Here is an 18,572-nt window from a genome sequence, read left to right as displayed (position 1 = left end):
TGCGATAAAATTTTGAAATTACCGGTTACCATTTTTACTAGTTTTTAAATATTTATTTTTGTGGAAATTTAAAATTATGATCCACCCAATCAGATTGGCAACTTCAGAAGATTATCCAAGAATCATGGAAATATGGGAATCGGCAGTAAGAGTAACCCATGATTTTCTTTCTGAAGAAGACCTTCAGCATTTCAAAGAAATTATTCCAAAAGAATATTTACCGAATCTTGAAGTGTATGTAATTTCCGAAAATAACGAAGCTCAAGGATTTGCGTCCGTTGCAGAAGGAAATCTGGAAATGCTTTTCATTCATGATGATACCCGCGGAAAAGGCTTCGGGAAAAAATTATATCAGTTTATGAAAGACAAAACCGGATTGACAAAAGTGGATGTCAATGAACAGAATCCACAGGCAATTGGTTTTTATGAAAAAATGGGATTCAAAGCAACCGGAAGATCTGAGAAAGACGGGTCCGGAAAAGATTATCCTATTATTCATATGAGTTTGTAATCTTGTCATTCTGAACGCAACAAAGTGGAGTGAAGAATCTCTGAAAATAAAGCCGAGATTCTTCCTTCGTCAGAATGACAAAAACACAGAGAAAAATTATACCGTCAAAAGCTCTTCTTCACTCATCATTTTTCGGAACAAGCTTTTAATATGATCTATTTCGTCCTGATAGTTGGTCTTTTTTCTGCATCCGAAATACAATGTATTTTCCAGTTTTTTCTCCCCTTCCCAAATTAATTTGATCTCCCCATTTTCAATTTCATTTTTACATAAAAAATTAGGAACGACCGCTAATCCGGTTCCGCCTTTCAGACAACGGATGATAGAATTTAAATTCGGAACAATATAATTGGGACGGAAATTAGGTTTGTGTCCAAAATTCAGAATCCAAAACTGGAAAAGGTGTTCCATATCACCTGTTGTTCCGTACCATTTCTCCTGTTTCAGCCATTCTTCAACGTGTTCCGGACCTTTGGTTCTCACCACTTCATTGAAACTATCCGTATCTATATTTTTTCCGCCAACCAAAATAATCTGTTCCGAGGAAAATGCCTCATGTAAGATATTGGGCGATGTTCCTCTTTTAGGAGTAATAATTAGGTCTAAAATCCCTTTATCCAATTGTTCCAGCATTTCAGGATATTCTCCAAAACTGATGATTAAATTAAAAGGCAAAGTCGAAACATATTGCTCCAAAGTCGTCTGAAACGTTTCAAAACACATTCCTACACTTATGGTTGGAGTATGCTTTTCGGTAGATTTCTGAAAGTTCTTTTCAACATCTTCTAACTTTGCTAAAGGTTCAGAAACGGCATTGAATAAAACTTTTCCTCTTTCCGTAGGAATCATTTTCCTTCCGGTTCTGTCGAATAGCTTATATCCAACATAAGATTCCAGAGAGCTTAAGTGCAAGCTTACTCCGGGTTGCGAAATAAACAGAGAATCAGCTGCTCCCGTTAAAGTCCCGGTTTTATAAATTGCTTTAAAAGTTCGGTACCATTCTAGATTGACCATGACTTTAGATATTATTATTTTGATACAAAATTAACAAAGAATCAGATTAATAATACATAGATTGAATTGATTATATCGATGATTGGTGTTCTAAAAACTAATCTAATTTCAAATCAAAACGTTCTTCCGTCAATTTTTGCCCCCATTGCAAAGATTCTATAGATTCTGTTTTTACAAAACCTACTTTTTCGTACATCGCAATTGCTTTTTCCTGAACATTTGTGGTCAATAAATAAAGATTTTTATATTTTTTTTCTTTACAATAATCTAAGGCAGTATTCAAGAGTTTTTTTCCAATTCCTGTACCTCTAAACATGGGTAAAGTTAAAAACCATCTCAACTGTGCCTCTTCATCTGATCTGTGAAGAATTGCTATACATCCTATAATTTGTTGATGATATTCCGCAAGCCAAACTTTGTCATTCTTCTCCGAATAATTTTCTAAAAATTCAGAAAAAGTTTTAATCACATATTTTTCAAAATCTTGGCTATAGCCCGATTCTTCAGTATAAAGTTTTCCATGAAGATGGATCAGATAACCGATATCTCCAGGTTTCAACCCTTCTCTAAATTCAACATTTTTGGCAAGATTTTCTTTGTCATAATTTTCTACCAACAAATTTTTGATACTCTGCATAGAATTGACCAACATCTCTTTTTCATCACCATTAAGTTGTTTCACAATATCTTCAATTTGTTGATCTGATTTTGAATGCAGAGCCTTTAATAAATGACTTCCTGTTTCGGTTAGTTTGATAAAAAAAACTCTTTTATCCTCTTCAGATTGCATTTTTTCTACAATACCATCTTTTAAAAACAACTTTACAACACGACTCACATACCCTTTATCAAGATTTAAAAGCTCTGTCAGCTGTTGTGATGTAATCGTTAAATGCGCTCCTATTTCATATAAAAGCCTCACTTCTGCCAATGAGTACGGACTATCCAAAAAATTATTTTTCAACATCCCGATATGCGATGTGTAAAATCTGTTAAAGCCTCTGATTTGTTGAATTATATTTTCCATGAAGCAAAATTAAAAATTAGTTGACAAAATCAACTAATTTAATTCAATTTTAACTCCTATTATTTTTATAATACTTAACTATAATTCATATTATTTTTATTATACAATAGTCCATCCTAACTTTGCATCATAAAATTTAAACAATCATAAAACAATGAAAAAAGTATTAATCATTAACGGTGGACAAAACTTCGGACATTCTGGAGGAAAATATAATCAGACAATCGCAGACAACACATTGGAAGTTCTGAAAAACTTTGGAAATATAGAGGTAAAAATTACCAATGTGAGCGAAAATTATGATAAAAATGAAGAGGTAGAAAAATTCGTCTGGGCAGATTATATTATTTATCATACTCCAATCTGGTGGTTTCAGTTACCGAACGGTTTGAAGAAATATATTGATGAAGTCTTCACAGCAGGTCACGCTAAAGGAATTTATATGAGCGACGGAAGAACTGCCGACAATCCGAAAATCAACTACGGAACAGGCGGAATGCTGAAAGGAAGAAAATATATGCTGACTACAAGTTGGAATGCTCCTGAAACAGCTTTCACGCTTCCCGGAGAATTCTTTAACGAAACAAGTGTGGATAACGGACCATTATTTGGATTCCATAGAATGAACGCTTTTGTCTCATTGGAAAAAATGGAAAGTTTTCACTTTCATGATGTGGAAAAAAATGCCAATATCGATCGTGATATGAAGTTGTACAGAGAACATCTTACTACAGTTTTTGAAAAAGAATTAAAACCAGAATTAGCCTAATGAAAATCTATTTAACCGCCGTTATTAAAGCAAAAGAAGAGCACAGAAATGAAGTACTGGAAACTCTTCAAAATATGGTAAAAGAAACCGTAAAAGAGGAAGCTAATGAATTGTACACGCTTCATCAGGGAATTGAAGATAAAAACCAGTTTGTTTTCTACGAAATCTGGAAAAGTGAAGAAGGTTTAGCCCAACATAATCAGCAACCGTATATTCAGGCTTTCGGAGCTTTGGTTGATGAAAAATTACAGGAAAAACCACAGATTTATTTAACTGAAATTATTTAATGATTACAATAATATTTAAACCATTAAGGAAATTTAGGTATTAAGATTCATTAAGCAAACTGTAGATTTTACTATCTATATGTTAAAGCAAAACTAAATCTTAACAGTCTAAACTTCTTATAAGAAAACTTAATGTTTAAATTTAAAAGATCAAATCAGCATTTATGAAAAAATTAGCATTACTCATCCTTTCTATTTTCACTATAGTATTCATTCAGGCGCAAACCAAAAAATCTAAAAATATGAAAAAGAAAATTTTATTTGTCGTTACCAGTCATGACAAAAAAGGAGATACAGGTCAGGAAACGGGATATTATCTTGGTGAGGTTTCTCATCCTTGGGAAGTTCTTCACAAAGCAGGATACGAAATCGATTTTGTAAGTCCGAAAGGCGGGACTCCTCCTGTTGACGGATTTGATCTGAAAGATTCGGTAAACAAAGAATTCTGGGAAAATAAAGAATACAAAAACAAAATCGATCATTCTTTGCAGCCTTCACAGGTAAATCCGAATGACTACTCTACCATCTTTTATGCAGGAGGACATGGTGCGATGTGGGATTTTGCAGACAACACAGAGCTCGCCTCAATTGCCTCAAAAATCTATGAAAACGGAGGAATTGTAGCCGGAGTTTGTCACGGGCCTGCTGGTTTGGTGAATATCAAACTGAACAACGGTAAATATTTAGTTGACGGTAAAAAAATCAATGCCTTTACCAACGAAGAGGAATCAGAAGTAAAATTGATCAATGTAGTTCCTTTCCTTTTGGAAGATAAACTGAAAGAAAGAGGCGCAAAATTTGAAAAATCAGGACTTTGGCAGAACCATGTAGTAAGTGATCAACGAGTGATTACAGGACAAAATCCTCAGTCTGCAAAAAGTGTTGGTGAAGCTATTTTAAAAGAACTAAAAAAATAAAATCATTAAAGTTTTTTAATTAAATCGTTTGAAATTATCAGTTAGTACAATGACTTTTCCTGTCATTCTGAACGGAGCAAAGCGAAGTGAAGAATCTCCGATAAAACAGCCTGGATTCTTTCTTCGTCAAAACGACAAAACTGAGAATATTTTCAATCATTTTAAAGTTGAAAACCTTTATATATAATCAAAATTAAGATAAGAAATGGAATATAGAAAATTAGGAAACACTGATCTGGAACTTTCAGTGATTACTCACGGAGCGTTTGCCATCGGTGGAAATATGTGGGGCGGAAATGAAAAACAAGATTCCATACATTCAATCCACGCTTCTTTGGATCATGGAGTCACTTCAATTGATACCGCACCTTTTTACGGTTTCGGCTTGAGCGAAGAAATGATTGGAGAAGCGATCAAAGGAAAAGACCGTTCGAAAATTCAGTTATTGACAAAATTCGGATTGGTTTGGGACGGAAGCAACAACGGAAAAGGAGAATTTTTCTTCGATGCGGAAGAAGACGGTAAAAAAATCCCTGTATATAAATTCGCTTCTAAAGAAAATATCATCAAAGAAGTTGAAGAAAGCTTAAAAAGACTGAAAACAGATTATATCGATCTTTTACAGTTGCACTGGCCGGATTCTACCACACCGATCGGCGAAACAATGGAAGCTTTAGAAATACTGATTCAGCAAGGAAAGATCAGAACTGCAGGAGTAAGTAATTATTCTGTTGAACAGATGGAAGAAGCTAATAAAACCCTGAAATTAGCCAGCAATCAGGTTTCTTACAGTATGCTGAACCGGGCTATTGAAAATGATCTGGCTCCTTATTCTTTGGAAAACAATTCGGGAATTATCGTGTATAGCCCAATGGAAAGAGGTCTTTTAACTGGAAAATATTTCAAAGAAAGCCAACTGAAAGAAAACGATCACAGAAACGGATATTTTTCACAGTTTGATTTACATAAAGTGAAAACTTTCTTAGATAAAATAGAACCGATTGCTCAGGAAAAAGGCGCCACTCTTTCGCAGTTGGTTTTGAGATGGACAACTTTGCAACCTGCAATTACAGTGGTTTTAGCAGGGGCAAGAAATGCTCAGCAAGCGATTGAAAATGCAAAAGCACTGTCTTTTGATCTTTCTCAGGAAGAACTGAATTTTATCAATGCTGAATTAGCTCAGCTTTAATACATACACAGTTGTCATTGCGAACGAAGTGAAGCAATCTCAAAATACATAAAAGCGTCTCTCAAGATTGGGAGACGCTTTTTGTAAATAACTTAATTTTAAAATAATTGATTTTTATTTTGCAATCGGCATATGTGTACTTATCGCAATTCTGTTCCATGAATTAATCGTGATAATCGCCATGATAATTTGAGCGATCTGATTTTCATCAAAAAGCTGTTTTGCTTTGTAATAAGTTTCTTCTGTTAATCCTTTTTGGCTGATCAGCGTGATCTCTTCGGTCATTGCCAAAAGTACCTGTTCTTCTTCTGTATACAATTCCAATGCTTCTCTCCATGCATTTAAAAGGTAAATTCTCTGAGGAGTTTCCCCGTATTTCATGGCATCTTTGGTATGCATATCCAGACAGAAAGCACATCCGTTGATTTGGGAAGCTCTGATTTTTATTAATTCTTTCTGAATGTAGTTTAAAGAAATCGTCTGAAGATAACCTTCTAACCCTAACATTGCTTTGTACGCGGCAGCATCTACGGTTGCCATATTAATTCTTACGCTCATAATGATTTATATTTTGTTTGTTAAATTGTCTATTGTAAATGAATATTTCTCCTGAAATGCTAATAAGAATGCACCGGCACTTCCCACCCAGACCGAATAATCCAAAGGCACTTTTACGCCTAAAGCGATGGTCATGGAAAAAGCGAAAATCAATAACAGAAAACCTACTCCATACGCTGCAATTCGGGTTTTAAATCCAAGAATAAGCATTAACGGAAGAAGGATTTCTAAAAAAGTGGCAGCATAGGCAGAAAAAGTGCCTAAACTTGCGGGAAGAAAAAAGGTAAGCTGTTGGGTGTACTTTTCAAAGTTTTGCCAGTTTCCCCAGGTAGAGTTTTCGCCCCAAAATCCAAATCTGTCTGCTACTGCAGAAAGCATCGTCACTGCAATGGCTATTCTTAAAAATAATTGCGGGAACTGAATAGTGTTTTTGCCTGTCATTGTAATTGTTTTTATGAACAGGACAAAGTTGCGACTTCTGAATCGCAAAAATCTTAAACTGGTTTAAGAACGTAATTTGGCTCTGATTTCACTTAAATATTCCGGAGTAAAACCTAAAAACGAAGCAATTAAATATTGAGGAATTCGTTGAATAAACCAAGGATATTGCGTACTGAAATGCACATACAATTCTTCTCTTGTCATTTCATATAAATAACGGATCCTTCTTTCCGAAGCCGCATAAGCCCGCTGATAAATCATTCTGAAATAACGCTCCATCACCGGATGTTTTTTCAGTAGTACTTCCTGAGTCTGAAGATCAATCATTAAAATCGTAGAACGTTCCACCGCCTGAATACAAAAATCAGATTTCATTTGTCTTTCATAAGCAAAAGTATCGGTGATCCACCAGTTCTCAATAGCAAATTCTGTCGTCTGTTCTATTCCTTTTTCATTCACAAAAAACTTTCGAAGACAGCCTTTAATTACAAAATACATCGATCTGCAAACTTCACCATTCAACATCAGATCCTGTTTTTTCTTTACTTCCAATTCCTGAAAAAATGAAAGAACCGAAGCAAATTCTTCATCAGTAATCGTAACGAATTTATCTAAATGTTGTTTGAAAGTCTCCATTATTGTAATTGTATAACCAAACTTAACTTTATTTTTTTAGTTTTACAATCACAAAATACTAATTCATGGAAATCGTAGCCAAAATTCTAATCGCAGTCGTAGCCATCGAGCATCTTTATATTTTATGGATGGAAATGTTTGCATGGGAAACCAAGGGCAAAGAAGTTTTTAAAAAAGCTCTTCCTGAAGAAATGTTTAAACCCACAAAAGGTTTAGCAGCCAACCAAGGTCTGTACAATGGTTTTTTAGCAGCCGGACTGATCTGGTCTTTCCTGATTGATGATCCAAAATGGCAGACCAATATTGCTTTATTTTTCTTAGGATGCGTTGCAGTAGCCGGAATTTACGGTGCTGTTTCTGCAACCAAGAAGATATTTTTTGTGCAGGCTTTACCGGCAATTTTGGCGATTATTGCGGTGCTTTTAAAATAATTTTCCCACACATTTTATAAAATAAATACTTTCACAGATTTTACGGATTGCGCAGATATTTGTGTTATATTTTTTTAGGAGCTATTTCCCGCTTTCCATTACAATCTTTTTTTGCAAAAAAGGATTTTCATTGCAATCGGGGCTATGGTTCCAGTCATCCATTTAAGTATTTGAAAAATATTTACAACGTTTGTCATTCCGTAGGAATCTCGACGCAAATCTTTCCAATACTAATTTCTAATACTACGCTTAGATTCCTACGGAATGACAATCTCTACGGAAATAAATTAAAAAACTAAAGATTAAAAAAATCTGCAGAATCCGCAAAATCTGCGAGAATCAAAAATTCAAAACCGCATTAAGTTTCTCTTTCATTTTCTCAGCCTTAAAAAATCCCTCATGATATTCAACCAAGTTCAAATCCTTATCCAAAACAATCCACAACGGATATACAGGCTGGTTTTTATTTTTTGATAACGCTAAAGCCAGTTCATGAATTCCTGAATTTCCATTCGGTAAATAATTGAATTCTTTTCCCTGGAAACTGATCTTTTCTTTCATTTTTTCTGGGTCAAAATTGATCAGATAAAAGTTTTCAGTGATAAGGTGAACTAAGTCTTTATCTTTATTTAGCTGAAAAGATTCTATTTTACAAACTGAACACCAACTGGTATAAATATGAATAATGATCGGCTTCGGATTTTCTTTCTGCTGAATTTCCAGCTCCGAAAAAGTGCCTGTTTTCATCTGTGAAAGACAAAAACAAGGCACTAACATTAAAAATAAAAATATTGCTGAAAGTTTCACTTTATTCTTTTTAATTTTATGATTTTGGAAATACTGTTTTAAACGCAAAGTTTTTAATTTTCTTTAATTTTATAATAATGAGCAAAGATGAATCAACAAGTTGATTTGATGAAGCGATCCGTTCCAGCTTCGTGCAGCAAATTCATTTGCCTTTGCCTTCTAAAAAATTATCACTTTTACTATAAAATCTTTGCGTTAAAAATCTTCAACTTGATTTGATGAAGCGGTTCGTTTCAGCTTCGTGCAGCAAATTCATTTGCCTTTGCCTCCTAAAAAATCATCATTTTTACTATAAAATCTTGGCGTTAAAAATCTTCAACATTCAATCATTTCAAAGTATATTTCACCCCAAGAAATCCTCTTATCTTCTGCATCGGCGCATATCCATACGTCGTATCAAACGTATAATGATAAGGATTACTGATGGGGTCATCCACATTTTTATCAAACGGATCAAACGGTCTCATCAAAGGATCTTTCGGTGTAAAATTGAACAGGTTTTTGATTCCGCAATACACTTCAAATCCGGATTTGAAACTCTTCGAAACCTGAATATTTGCCAAAGAATAAAACGGAGAATATTCTCGTCGGTAATCATCCGGTAAAACAGGCAGTCTCATCGGTCCGTAGAACTGTCCTGTAAAATCTACGGTTAAATTATTCCTAAATTTGTAACTTAAATTATAGGTACCACTCCATTTGGGGGCATGAAGTTGTTGTGATTTTTCACTTTCTCCATCAAATTTCTGATAAACATCCAAATAAGTAACTCCCAAATTAACACTCAATGGAAAACTAAAGGTATAATCCACATTCAAAGAAGCTCCTCTTGAAATTCCGTAACCATGCAGATTATCGTAAATAATTTTCTCAGGATCGGTATCAAAATCACCGACAATTTTATTACTGAAATAGGTATAAAACGCTGAAGCATCAAGATTAATCAACTTATCTCCAACAGGAATTTTCCAAACATAGTTTAAATTACCGTTGATTGATTTTTCAGGTTTTAAATCTGATTTAATTACCACTTCACGTGAGCCCGTCAATGCTGCATGGTCTTCCGTAAACAAATTTACCACACGGAATCCCGTTCCAAAATTGAATCGCAATGTATGATAAGGATTCGGGGAAAACTTCCATGCAAAACGCGGTGAATGAACGGAATGATGAATTTTATCATAATCAAATCTATATCCTAATAACAAGGTATTCTTTTCATTGATTTCCCACTGATCCTGAATAAAAGCTCCAAAAATAGGTGATTTCATCGGCTCATTTGTTAAGCCGTCTGAAGAAAATGTTCCCGGAGTGTTGTCATCATAATACGTTTTCTTGAAAGTTGCGCCTACAATTAAATCGTGTTTCCCTAATTTTTTATCCCAATAGGTTTGTGTAAAAGCCACTTTCTGGGTCGCCACAAAAGGATTACTTCCATAGAAAGAATTCTGATCATGAAAATTATAAGAGAACTGAGTAATAATATTTTCTTTTATAGGCCATTGATACACCCCAAAAGCTTCTACTCTATTCGTATAAATACTTTCTCCATAAACCACATCACTTCCACGATATGATTTATTCCATTGCATTTCTCCGCCAAAACGGTCTTCGTATAAATATCTCAAGGCAAAACTGGCCAATCGGTTTTCTTTTCGTTGGAAATTCCATTTATTAAAAACAGAAATTCTGTTCTGCAAAGCCGCATCCGTGAAGTTATCTTTATTATAATCAAATCTTTTCTCGTAATTGAAATAGTTTAAACTTAATAAGGAAGCGACATTTTTACCCAAATTAAATTTTGTCGACAAATCAACATTATTTTCGCTCCAGGTTGTTGTCATGAGATCGACGCTTAATTTTGGTGCAGTCAGAGCATTTTTAGTAATAATATTTATAACTCCTCCCATCGCTTCAGAACCGTAAATGGAAGAAGCAGGCCCTTTTATCACTTCAATTCTGTCGACCAAACTATTTGGAATTCCACTTAATCCGTAAACTGTTGAAAGCGAACTTACAATCGGCATTCCGTCAATCAAAATCATCGTGTAAGGACCTTCCAATCCGTTGATGTGAATATCTCCCGTATTACAAACCGAACAGTTCAACTGAGGTTTTACTCCATTTACCATAGAAATGGCTTCAAAAATACTTGGAGTGGGGTTTTTCTGGAAAAATTTTGAGGTATAAATTTCTACCGCAACCGGACTTTTAGATTTACTGATCGGTTTTATCGTTCCGGTGATGACTACATCGTCGATGTCTTTTGTTTTGAGTTTTCTATCTGAAATTTTGACTGAATCCATTTTCTCTGATGGCTTTAAATGCAAACTATCAGCTTCTTGTGAAAAACAATATCCGGAAAAAAATAAGGCAGAAAGTAATATTCGCTTCATGAAATTAAAATTGTTAGACAAAACTAACAATTATTTTTTAATTACAAAACTTATCCTAAAAAATAATATTAAATCGAATTCATGAAAAAGTATTAAATTTGAGAGTCAACATATAAAAGTAAAATGAGATATCATCAGTCGGGAAATATCCCACAAAAAAGGCATACGATTTTCAAATCTCCTGAAGATAAGTTTTACTATGAACAGCTTTTCGGAACGGAAGGTTTTCATGGAATTTCTTCATTATTGTACCACATTCACCGTCCGACTCAAATCAAATCGATTGGCGAACCCAAAGATGTGGCACCGAAAATTGCAGTCGAGAAAAACGTGACTCCAAGAATGTTTAAGGGAATGAATGTAACTCCTGAAGACGATTTTATGGACAGCCGTAAGTTTTTGATGGTAAACAATGACCTGAAAATGGGATTGTCGAAGCCAAGAAAATCGATGGATTATTTCTACAAAAACGCTGAGTGTGATGAACTTTTATACGCTCACAGCGGAAGCGGAATTTTGAAAACTTTTGTTGGAAACCTTGAATTTTCTGTGGGTGATTATTTAATTATCCCAAGAGGAACGATTTATCAGGTTGAATTACATTCTGATGATACGGTTTTCTTTGTGGTAGAAAGTCATTCTCCGATTTATACTCCGAAAAGATACAGAAATGAGTTTGGACAGTTATTGGAACATTCTCCGTTCTGCGAAAGAGATATCATTGCACCGACTTTTGTTGAGCCTAAAGACGAAAAAGGAGAATTTTTAATTAAAGTAAAAAAGGAAAATCAGATCACAGATTTCATCTACGCAACACATCCATTTGATGTGGTAGGTTGGGACGGGTATTTTTATCCTTATAAATTCAATATCAAAAACTTCGAACCGATTACAGGAAGAATTCACCAACCGCCACCGGTTCACCAGACGTTTGAGGCCCACAATTTTGTGGTTTGTTCGTTCTGTGCAAGAATGTATGACTATCATCCGATGGCAATTCCTGCACCGTACAATCACTCCAATATTGATTCTGATGAAGTTTTATTCTATACAGAAGGAGATTTCATGAGCCGTAACCACATTGATTTAATGGATTTCACTCTTCACCCGGGAGGAATCGTGCATGGACCTCACCCAGGAGCAATGGAAAGAAGTATCGGTAAAAAATTTACAGAGGAATATGCGGTAATGGTCGATCCTTTCCGTCCTTTAAAAATTACAGAAGAAGCTTTGAAAGTGGAAGATCCTTCTTATAAAACTTCTTGGCTGGAGGAATAAAAATTTTCTTTAGAAAGAATTATGAAATAAATATAAAAGATGCCTTAAACAACTGTTTAAAGCATCTTTTTTTTGTAAATTTGTGAGATTAGGATTAACATTTTTTATCATCCTTTATTTTATACTACAACATGGAATAAATGGGTGGATAAAATCAAATAAAGAGTAAATGTTAGAAAGAATCAGACTAGAAAGTCTACACAAGAAAGTAACTACAGTAGAAAATGCCGTCAATATCATTAAAGATGGCATGGTAGTAGGATCCAGCGGTTTTACAAAAGCCGGAGACAGCAAAGCTATTTTAGCCGCATTGGCTGAAAAAGGCAAAACTGAAGATCTTAAAATCACATTAATGACCGGTGCCTCTTTAGGACACGGAACAGACGGAAAGCTTGCAGAAGCCAATGTCATAAAAAAAAGGATGCCGTTTCAGGTAGATCCTATTCTCAGGAATAAAATCAACAAAGGTGAAATTCTCTTCATCGATCAGCATTTAAGTGAAAGTGCAGAACTTCTTCACACCAAAAACTTACTGAATATTGATGTTGCTGTTATTGAAGCGGCCTATATCGAAAGAGACGGAAGCATCGTACCGACAACATCCGTAGGAAATTCGGTAACTTTTGCTGCTTTGGCTAAAAAGGTAATTATTGAGATCAATACAGAAGTTCCTGAAGAAGTATACGGAATCCACGATATTTATCAGGCTGAAGATTATCCGTACAGAAATGTAATTCCAATTGTTGCCCCTTGGAACAAAATCGGAAGAAAAAGTATTCCGGTGGATCCTGAAAAAATTGAAGCGATTGTTTTTACCAATCTTAAAGACAGTCCGGCTGATATCGCTGAACCGGATGCAAAAACAACAGCTATTGCAAAACACATCATTGATTTCTTTGAAAATGAAGTTCGTCTAGGCAGACTTACAGACAGACTTCTTCCTCTTCAGGCTGGAATCGGTAAAGTAGCCAATGCAGTTCTTACCGGATTTAAAGATAGTAACTTCTACGATCTGACCATGTTCTCAGAAGTATTGCAAGACAGCACCTTTGACCTTATTGATGCAGGAAAGCTAAGTTTTGCTTCTGCGTCTTCTGTAACCGTTTCTAAAGATTGCTATGACCGAGTGTTTGGGAATCTCAGCAAATACAGAGAAAAATTTGTTTTAAGACCTCAAAACATATCTAATACTCCGGGATTGATCAGAAGACTGGGGGTAATTGCTATCAATACAGCCATTGAATTTGATATTTATGGAAATGTAAACTCTACTCATATCGGAGGGACAAAGATAATGAACGGAATCGGTGGTTCAGGTGATTTTGCCAGAAATGCTTACTTAAGTATTTTCGTAACTCAAGCTGCTTCTAAAGAAAATAAGATTTCACACGTTCTTCCAATGGTTTCTCATACAGATCATACTGAGCATGATGTTGATATTTTAGTTACCGATATAGGTTTAGCAGATTTACGAGGACTTGCTCCAAGAGAAAGAGCTCAGAAAATCATCGACAACTGTGTTCATCCGGATTATAGAGAAGAGCTACAGTCATATTTTGACCGTGCCTGTGAAAGAGGAGGACATACTCCGCACCTTCTGGAAGAATCTTTCAGTTGGCATTTAAGATTCTCACAGACAGGAAGTATGAAGAAAGAAATTACTACAGAAGTTTTAAATTAATCAGTTTAAAATATCATATAAAAGACTAGGTGTAATACACTTAGTCTTTTTTTGTTTGTAAGTTTTTATTAATTTTATTAAACATGATAAAAGTCTCCTGATGAGTCTGTAAAATTTAGACCAAATAAAAACGATATGAATTATCTTTGAAAAAAGCGTATTTTTTAGTTCAGAATAAATTAGCCAACATCATCATAAAATATTACTATTATGTACAACTATATAAGTGCTGAAGAAGCTGTCTATACCGTAAAAAGCGGAAACAGAGTATTTTTTCACGGAAGTGCATGTACTCCCAATTATTTAATTGACGAACTGGCGAGGCAATCTCACCGCCTTTCCAATGTAGAAATGGTGTCGATTACCCAGCAGGGAAATGTAGAAATCGCAAAACCACAATATAAAGACAGTTTTTTTGTGAATTCTCTTTTCGTTTCAACACCGGTTCGTGATGCCGTGAACTCCGACAGAGGAGATTTTGTTCCTGTTTTTTTAAGTGAGATTCCGATTTTATTTAGAAAAAACATTCTCCCTCTTGATGTTGCTTTGATTACAGTTTCTCCTCCCGACAAACACGGTTTTTGTACATTAGGAACTTCTGTTGATATCGCAAGAGCGGCAGTAGACACCGCGAAAACCATTGTAGCGATCGTCAATCCATTAATGCCCAGAACTCACGGTGACGGAATGATTCATGTAAGCAGAATTAATAAACTGGTTTGGCATGAAGAAGAGCTTCCGACAGTAGATTACGGTTCAAAAGTAGGCCCTGAGGAAATGGAAGTGGGAAAAAATGTTGCTGAATTAATTGAGGATAAATCTACGATCCAAATGGGGATAGGAACGATTCCTGATGCGGTTTTAAAATGCCTTGGAAATCATAAAGATTTAGGAATACATACTGAAATGCTGAGTGACGGAGTGATTGATCTGATTCAAAACGATGTTATCAACAACAAATATAAAGGGTACAACGACAATAAAACGATCACCAGTTTCTGTTTTGGAACAAGAAAATTGTACGATTATGTAGATGACAATACTGTTTTCTCATTTGACGATGTAAGTACGGTCAATTTTCCGATTAATATTATGAGAAACAAAAAAATGATGGCCATCAATTCTGCCATTGAAATTGATTTAACGGGTCAGGTTTGTGCAGATTCTATAGGAAGTCTTCAATACAGCGGAATTGGCGGACAGATGGATTTCATGAGAGGAGCCGCATTAAGCGAAGACGGAAAACCTATCATTGCCATTACTTCAAGAACGAAAAAGGGAATTTCCAGAATCGTTCCTTATCTGAAACAGGGAGCGGGAGTCGTTACCACAAGAGGTCACATCCATTATGTGGTTACCGAATACGGAACGGCTTATTTATACGGAAAAAACTTACGCCAAAGAGCTCAGGAATTGATCAGTATCGCCCATCCGGATGATCGGGAAATGTTGGAAAAAGCAGCTTTCGAAAGATTTAGACATTAATTTATCTTAAAAAAAATAACAGAAAGCGACCTTAATGGTTTAAATTTTTTGCAGTTTATTTACTCCCGAATATTTTATTAAAACTTTAACTAACGGTTGTTTGCATCAATTTTAAATATTTCGGGGAAATTCGTAATTTGCACGCTATAAATAAAAGTAAAAATAGAAAATATGTCAACACTTACATTTGCCGAAAAAATTGCTCAAGCAGAGAATTTTTTGCCAATTAATGGTACAGATTACATTGAGTTTTATGTAGGAAATGCAAAACAGGCTGCTCATTATTATAAAACCGCTTTTGGTTTTCAGTCTGTAGCATACGCTGGTCCTGAAACAGGAGTAAGAGATCGTTCATCTTATGTTCTACAACAAGGAAAAATCAGATTGGTTCTTACAACAGGATTAAAATCAGATTCTCCCATCAACGAACACGTAAAGAAACATGGTGATGGAGTAAAAATTTTGGCACTTTGGGTAGATGACGCTTATAAAGCTTTCGAAGAGACGACTAAAAGAGGTGGAAAACCATATTTGGAGCCTGTAACTTTGACAGATGAAAACGGTGAAGTAAGAATGTCCGGAATTTATACGTATGGAGAAACAGTTCACATGTTTGTTGAAAGAAAAAACTATACGGGACCTTTCATGCCTGGTTATGAAAAATGGGAAAGTGCTTACAACCCTGAAGATGCAGGATTATTGTATGTAGACCACTGTGTAGGAAACGTAGATTGGGACAGAATGATTCCAACCGTTGAATGGTACGAAAAAGTAATGGGATTTGTAAACATCCTTTCTTTTGACGACAAGCAAATCAACACAGAATATTCTGCTTTGATGTCTAAAGTAATGTCAAACGGAAACGGATATGCAAAATTCCCTATCAACGAACCTGCAGAAGGTAAAAAGAAATCTCAGGTAGAAGAATATCTTGATTTCTACGAAGGTGAAGGAGTACAACACATCGCAGTAGCGACAAAAGACATCATCCACACCGTAACTGAATTGAAAAAACGTGGTGTAGAATTCCTTTCTGCTCCACCAGAAGCATATTACGACATGGTTCCTGAAAGAGTAGGTCACATTGACGAAGACCTTAAAAAACTTCAGGATCTAGGTATCCTTATCGATCACGATGAAGAAGGATATTTATTACAGATCTTTACTAAACCTGTAGAAGACCGTCCTACTCTATTCTTTGAAATCATTGAAAGACATGGAGCTCAAAGTTTTGGTGCTGGTAACTTTAAAGCATTATTTGAAGCTTTAGAAAGAGAGCAGGAAAAAAGAGGAAATCTTTAATTTAAAGTATAATACTAAGTTTTGTCAGGATTTTTATCTTGGCAAAACTTTTTTATAAAGCACCACACAATATGAAAAAAATATTCATCGGAATTTCATTATTAGGCACTCTTGTATGTGCAAAAGCACAATACGGAACTATGAACGAAATTCTCACCCAACTTGAAGAGAGAAAAGGTATTATTCAAAACTTGGGAAACGTAAGTATTGACAATAAAAAGTTTGTTTTCATTAAAGATGCAACAGATCACACAGAAAGAGATTTTATTGTGATCAAAGGAAACAAAGTAACTTATGTAGAAGTTTTTGATGATAAAGCAACAGGCGAAAGCAGTTCAAATGTTTTTTCAGGTGATATTGTAAGAAGTAAAAAAAATATTATTTCCTTACGTGCAGATATGCTGGAAAATCAAAAAGTTCCGATTCCGGTTACTAAAACCTTGCTGCTGACCAAACAAAAAGACATTCTATACCTTATCGACATCAATAGTAAAGACAGGTGGATCGATGAAGAATCTTATTCAAAAAAATAACAACCCGGAATTCAGGAAACACACTCCTTACATTCCTAATTTAATCCTAAACTTATGAAATCATTTGTAGAATATTCGTCAAATTCAGACTTCTCTATCCATAATATTCCTTTTGGTGTAGCAGTTTTCAACAAAGAATATATTGGCTGCTGTACAAGAATCGGAGATCAGGTAATTGACCTTGCCACATTGTATGATCTTGGTTATTTCGAAGAGATCGAAGGTCTTGATGATAATGTTTTTGAAGCATACACCATCAACGAATTCATTGAACTTGGAAAACCAATTACCAATGCCGTTCGTTTGAAAATTCAGGAATTATTGCAGGAAGGTTCCACGTTGTCAAAAGATGAGAAAACGATTGAAGACGCTTTTTATGATTTGGATAAAGTAAAAATGATGATGCCTGTTCACATTCCGAACTATACGGATTTTTACAGCAGCATAGAACACGCAACCAACGTTGGAAAAATGTTCAGAGATCCAGCAAACGCTTTGTTACCTAACTGGAAACATCTTCCTGTAGGATATCACGGTAGAGCTTCTTCTATTGTAGTTTCAGGAACTGAGATCAACCGTCCGAAAGGTCAAATGAAACCTGCAGACGTAGAAAAACCAGTTTTTGGACCTTGTAAGCAATTGGATTTCGAATTGGAAATGGGGTTCATCATCAACAAAAATACGGAGATGGGCGAAAGTATTTCTACACAACAGGCTGAAGATGCTATTTTCGGAATGGTAGTTTTCAACGACTGGTCTGCAAGAGATATTCAGTCTTGGGAATATGTTCCTCTAGGACCATTTTTAGCTAAAAATTTCGGTTCGTCAATTTCTCCTTGGGTAGTTACTTTAGAAGCCTTAGAGCCATTCAGAACTGCTTCTCCGATTCAAGATCCTGAAGTTTTGGATTATCTCAAATTTGAAGGAGATAAAAATTACGACATCAATTTAGAAGTTTATTTACAACCTGAAAACGGTGACCAAAATCTAATCAGCGAAAGCAACTACAAACATATGTACTGGAATATGACGCAGCAATTGGCTCATCACACAGTAAATGGTTGTAACATTGAAGTTGGAGATCTATACGCAAGTGGAACTATCTCAGGAAGCGATCCAAAATCTTTCGGTTCTATGCTTGAATTAACTTGGAGAGGGCAAAACCCAATTCAACTAAGCAATGGAGAAGAAAGAAAATTCATCAACGATAATGATACGGTAACTATGAAAGCTTGGGCTGAAAAAGACGGTGTAAGAGTTGGTTTCGGTGAAGTAAGTGGTAAAATTATTCCTACAGTTTAAAACTTTTA

20 protein-coding genes are annotated in these 18,572 nt (G+C 35.2%); 13 read left to right on the top strand and 7 right to left on the bottom strand.

Annotated features, from left to right (window positions below):
* Positions 1-76: 76 nt before the first annotated feature.
* Positions 77-511 (top strand): GNAT family N-acetyltransferase, encoded by a 435-nt coding sequence (locus RM51_RS02245; protein WP_039364699.1) that lies wholly within the window; start codon positions 77-79, stop codon positions 509-511.
* 96 nt (positions 512-607) lie between these two features.
* Here RM51_RS02245 and RM51_RS02240 read toward each other — a convergent pair whose 3' ends face one another.
* Together RM51_RS02240 and RM51_RS02235 are read right to left on the bottom strand one after the other, a co-directional pair.
* Complete coding sequence (locus tag RM51_RS02240; RefSeq protein WP_039364697.1) at positions 608-1,525, bottom strand: LysR family transcriptional regulator; 918 nt, start codon at positions 1,523-1,525, stop codon at positions 608-610.
* 97 nt (positions 1,526-1,622) lie between these two features.
* Positions 1,623-2,552: a bifunctional helix-turn-helix transcriptional regulator/GNAT family N-acetyltransferase gene (locus tag RM51_RS02235; protein ID WP_039364695.1), complete on the bottom strand. Its 930-nt coding sequence runs from the start codon at positions 2,550-2,552 to the stop codon at positions 1,623-1,625.
* A 154-nt stretch (positions 2,553-2,706) separates the two neighbouring features.
* Here RM51_RS02235 and RM51_RS02230 point away from each other — a divergent pair, with 154 nt between their 5' ends.
* The 5 genes from RM51_RS02230 to RM51_RS02215 all read left to right on the top strand — a co-directional run bounded on the left by RM51_RS02230 (position 2,707) and on the right by RM51_RS02215 (position 5,714).
* Positions 2,707-3,321 carry an NAD(P)H-dependent oxidoreductase gene (locus RM51_RS02230; RefSeq protein ID WP_039364693.1) on the top strand — a complete coding sequence of 205 codons (615 nt, stop codon included), beginning with the start codon at positions 2,707-2,709 and terminating at the stop codon, positions 3,319-3,321.
* The gene (locus RM51_RS02225) at positions 3,321-3,608 is read left to right on the top strand and encodes a putative quinol monooxygenase (RefSeq protein WP_039364691.1); all 288 of its coding nucleotides are present in this window, start codon (positions 3,321-3,323) and stop codon (positions 3,606-3,608) included. The genes RM51_RS02230 and RM51_RS02225 overlap by 1 nt, the downstream gene beginning before the upstream one ends.
* 164 nt (positions 3,609-3,772) lie before the next feature.
* Complete coding sequence (locus tag RM51_RS02220; protein ID WP_228375764.1) at positions 3,773-4,525, top strand: type 1 glutamine amidotransferase domain-containing protein; 753 nt, start codon at positions 3,773-3,775, stop codon at positions 4,523-4,525.
* Positions 4,526-4,553: 28 nt separating this feature from the next.
* Positions 4,554-4,712: a hypothetical protein gene (locus RM51_RS19435; protein WP_165584977.1), complete on the top strand. Its 159-nt coding sequence runs from the start codon at positions 4,554-4,556 to the stop codon at positions 4,710-4,712.
* A gap of 18 nt (positions 4,713-4,730) precedes the next feature.
* Positions 4,731-5,714 carry an aldo/keto reductase gene (locus RM51_RS02215; protein WP_039364689.1) on the top strand — a complete coding sequence of 328 codons (984 nt, stop codon included), beginning with the start codon at positions 4,731-4,733 and terminating at the stop codon, positions 5,712-5,714.
* Positions 5,715-5,828: 114 nt separating this feature from the next.
* On the opposite strand, the gene RM51_RS02210 is transcribed toward RM51_RS02215, so the two are convergent.
* From RM51_RS02210 to RM51_RS02200, 3 genes are all read right to left on the bottom strand, one after another.
* A complete protein-coding gene (locus tag RM51_RS02210; protein WP_039364688.1) occupies positions 5,829-6,272 on the bottom strand; it encodes a carboxymuconolactone decarboxylase family protein in 444 nt (147 codons plus the stop codon).
* 6 nt (positions 6,273-6,278) lie between these two features.
* The gene (locus RM51_RS02205) at positions 6,279-6,713 is read right to left on the bottom strand and encodes a DoxX family protein (protein WP_039364685.1); all 435 of its coding nucleotides are present in this window, start codon (positions 6,711-6,713) and stop codon (positions 6,279-6,281) included.
* A 63-nt stretch (positions 6,714-6,776) separates the two neighbouring features.
* Positions 6,777-7,349, bottom strand: a complete 573-nt coding sequence (locus tag RM51_RS02200) for a Crp/Fnr family transcriptional regulator (RefSeq protein ID WP_185094991.1) — start codon at positions 7,347-7,349, stop codon at positions 6,777-6,779.
* 65 nt (positions 7,350-7,414) lie between these two features.
* On the opposite strand from RM51_RS02200, the gene RM51_RS02195 reads away from it, so the two are divergent.
* On the top strand, positions 7,415-7,780 hold the full coding sequence (locus RM51_RS02195) for a DUF1304 domain-containing protein (RefSeq protein ID WP_039364681.1): 366 nt from the start codon (positions 7,415-7,417) through the stop codon (positions 7,778-7,780).
* A 339-nt stretch (positions 7,781-8,119) separates the two neighbouring features.
* Here RM51_RS02195 and RM51_RS02190 read toward each other — a convergent pair whose 3' ends face one another.
* Positions 8,120-8,527 (bottom strand): thioredoxin domain-containing protein, encoded by a 408-nt coding sequence (locus tag RM51_RS02190; protein WP_228375763.1) that lies wholly within the window; start codon positions 8,525-8,527, stop codon positions 8,120-8,122.
* 386 nt (positions 8,528-8,913) lie between these two features.
* Positions 8,914-10,983, bottom strand: coding sequence for a TonB-dependent receptor plug domain-containing protein (locus tag RM51_RS02185; RefSeq protein WP_039364679.1), 2,070 nt, complete (start codon positions 10,981-10,983; stop codon positions 8,914-8,916).
* Between the two features lie 123 nt (positions 10,984-11,106).
* Here RM51_RS02185 and RM51_RS02180 point away from each other — a divergent pair, with 123 nt between their 5' ends.
* The 6 genes from RM51_RS02180 (at position 11,107) to fahA (ending at position 18,564) form a co-directional block, all read left to right on the top strand.
* Complete coding sequence (locus RM51_RS02180) at positions 11,107-12,261, top strand: homogentisate 1,2-dioxygenase (RefSeq protein WP_039364678.1); 1,155 nt, start codon at positions 11,107-11,109, stop codon at positions 12,259-12,261.
* A gap of 169 nt (positions 12,262-12,430) precedes the next feature.
* Positions 12,431-13,942 carry a succinate CoA transferase gene (locus RM51_RS02175; RefSeq protein WP_039364676.1) on the top strand — a complete coding sequence of 504 codons (1,512 nt, stop codon included), beginning with the start codon at positions 12,431-12,433 and terminating at the stop codon, positions 13,940-13,942.
* 210 nt (positions 13,943-14,152) lie between these two features.
* Positions 14,153-15,427, top strand: a complete 1,275-nt coding sequence (locus tag RM51_RS02170) for an acetyl-CoA hydrolase/transferase family protein (RefSeq protein ID WP_039364673.1) — start codon at positions 14,153-14,155, stop codon at positions 15,425-15,427.
* Between the two features lie 171 nt (positions 15,428-15,598).
* On the top strand, positions 15,599-16,729 hold the full coding sequence (gene hppD / locus RM51_RS02165; protein ID WP_039364671.1) for a 4-hydroxyphenylpyruvate dioxygenase: 1,131 nt from the start codon (positions 15,599-15,601) through the stop codon (positions 16,727-16,729).
* 71 nt (positions 16,730-16,800) lie between these two features.
* Positions 16,801-17,262: a hypothetical protein gene (locus RM51_RS02160; protein ID WP_039364669.1), complete on the top strand. Its 462-nt coding sequence runs from the start codon at positions 16,801-16,803 to the stop codon at positions 17,260-17,262.
* Between the two features lie 54 nt (positions 17,263-17,316).
* Positions 17,317-18,564 (top strand): fumarylacetoacetase, encoded by a 1,248-nt coding sequence (gene fahA / locus RM51_RS02155; protein ID WP_039364666.1) that lies wholly within the window; start codon positions 17,317-17,319, stop codon positions 18,562-18,564.
* The last annotated feature ends 8 nt before the right edge of the window (positions 18,565-18,572 follow it).

It is taken from the genome of Chryseobacterium taiwanense (assembly GCF_000813825.1).
GTDB lineage: Bacteria > Bacteroidota > Bacteroidia > Flavobacteriales > Weeksellaceae > Chryseobacterium > Chryseobacterium taiwanense.
The sequence above is the reverse complement of the archived record's forward strand: the minus strand, read 5'-3'. Positions and strand labels throughout refer to the sequence as shown.

Excerpts from the sequence above, each read along its gene's own strand:
- RM51_RS02185 (WP_039364679.1), bottom strand. The coding sequence starts at position 10,983 with ATGAAGCGAATATTACTTTCTGCCTTATTTTTTTCCGGATATTGTTTT.
- RM51_RS02200 (WP_185094991.1), bottom strand. The coding sequence starts at position 7,349 with ATGGAGACTTTCAAACAACATTTAGATAAATTCGTTACGATTACTGAT.
- RM51_RS02225 (WP_039364691.1), top strand. The coding sequence starts at position 3,321 with ATGAAAATCTATTTAACCGCCGTTATTAAAGCAAAAGAAGAGCACAGA.
- RM51_RS02235 (WP_039364695.1), bottom strand. The coding sequence starts at position 2,552 with ATGGAAAATATAATTCAACAAATCAGAGGCTTTAACAGATTTTACACA.
- RM51_RS02245 (WP_039364699.1), top strand. The coding sequence starts at position 77 with ATGATCCACCCAATCAGATTGGCAACTTCAGAAGATTATCCAAGAATC.
- RM51_RS02180 (WP_039364678.1), top strand. The coding sequence starts at position 11,107 with ATGAGATATCATCAGTCGGGAAATATCCCACAAAAAAGGCATACGATT.
- RM51_RS02220 (WP_228375764.1), top strand. The coding sequence starts at position 3,773 with ATGAAAAAATTAGCATTACTCATCCTTTCTATTTTCACTATAGTATTC.
- RM51_RS02215 (WP_039364689.1), top strand. The coding sequence starts at position 4,731 with ATGGAATATAGAAAATTAGGAAACACTGATCTGGAACTTTCAGTGATT.
- RM51_RS02175 (WP_039364676.1), top strand. The coding sequence starts at position 12,431 with ATGTTAGAAAGAATCAGACTAGAAAGTCTACACAAGAAAGTAACTACA.
- RM51_RS02205 (WP_039364685.1), bottom strand. The coding sequence starts at position 6,713 with ATGACAGGCAAAAACACTATTCAGTTCCCGCAATTATTTTTAAGAATA.
- hppD (WP_039364671.1), top strand. The coding sequence starts at position 15,599 with ATGTCAACACTTACATTTGCCGAAAAAATTGCTCAAGCAGAGAATTTT.
- RM51_RS02195 (WP_039364681.1), top strand. The coding sequence starts at position 7,415 with ATGGAAATCGTAGCCAAAATTCTAATCGCAGTCGTAGCCATCGAGCAT.
- RM51_RS02160 (WP_039364669.1), top strand. The coding sequence starts at position 16,801 with ATGAAAAAAATATTCATCGGAATTTCATTATTAGGCACTCTTGTATGT.
- fahA (WP_039364666.1), top strand. The coding sequence starts at position 17,317 with ATGAAATCATTTGTAGAATATTCGTCAAATTCAGACTTCTCTATCCAT.
- RM51_RS02190 (WP_228375763.1), bottom strand. The coding sequence starts at position 8,527 with ATGAAAACAGGCACTTTTTCGGAGCTGGAAATTCAGCAGAAAGAAAAT.
- RM51_RS02230 (WP_039364693.1), top strand. The coding sequence starts at position 2,707 with ATGAAAAAAGTATTAATCATTAACGGTGGACAAAACTTCGGACATTCT.
- RM51_RS02240 (WP_039364697.1), bottom strand. The coding sequence starts at position 1,525 with ATGGTCAATCTAGAATGGTACCGAACTTTTAAAGCAATTTATAAAACC.
- RM51_RS02170 (WP_039364673.1), top strand. The coding sequence starts at position 14,153 with ATGTACAACTATATAAGTGCTGAAGAAGCTGTCTATACCGTAAAAAGC.
- RM51_RS02210 (WP_039364688.1), bottom strand. The coding sequence starts at position 6,272 with ATGAGCGTAAGAATTAATATGGCAACCGTAGATGCTGCCGCGTACAAA.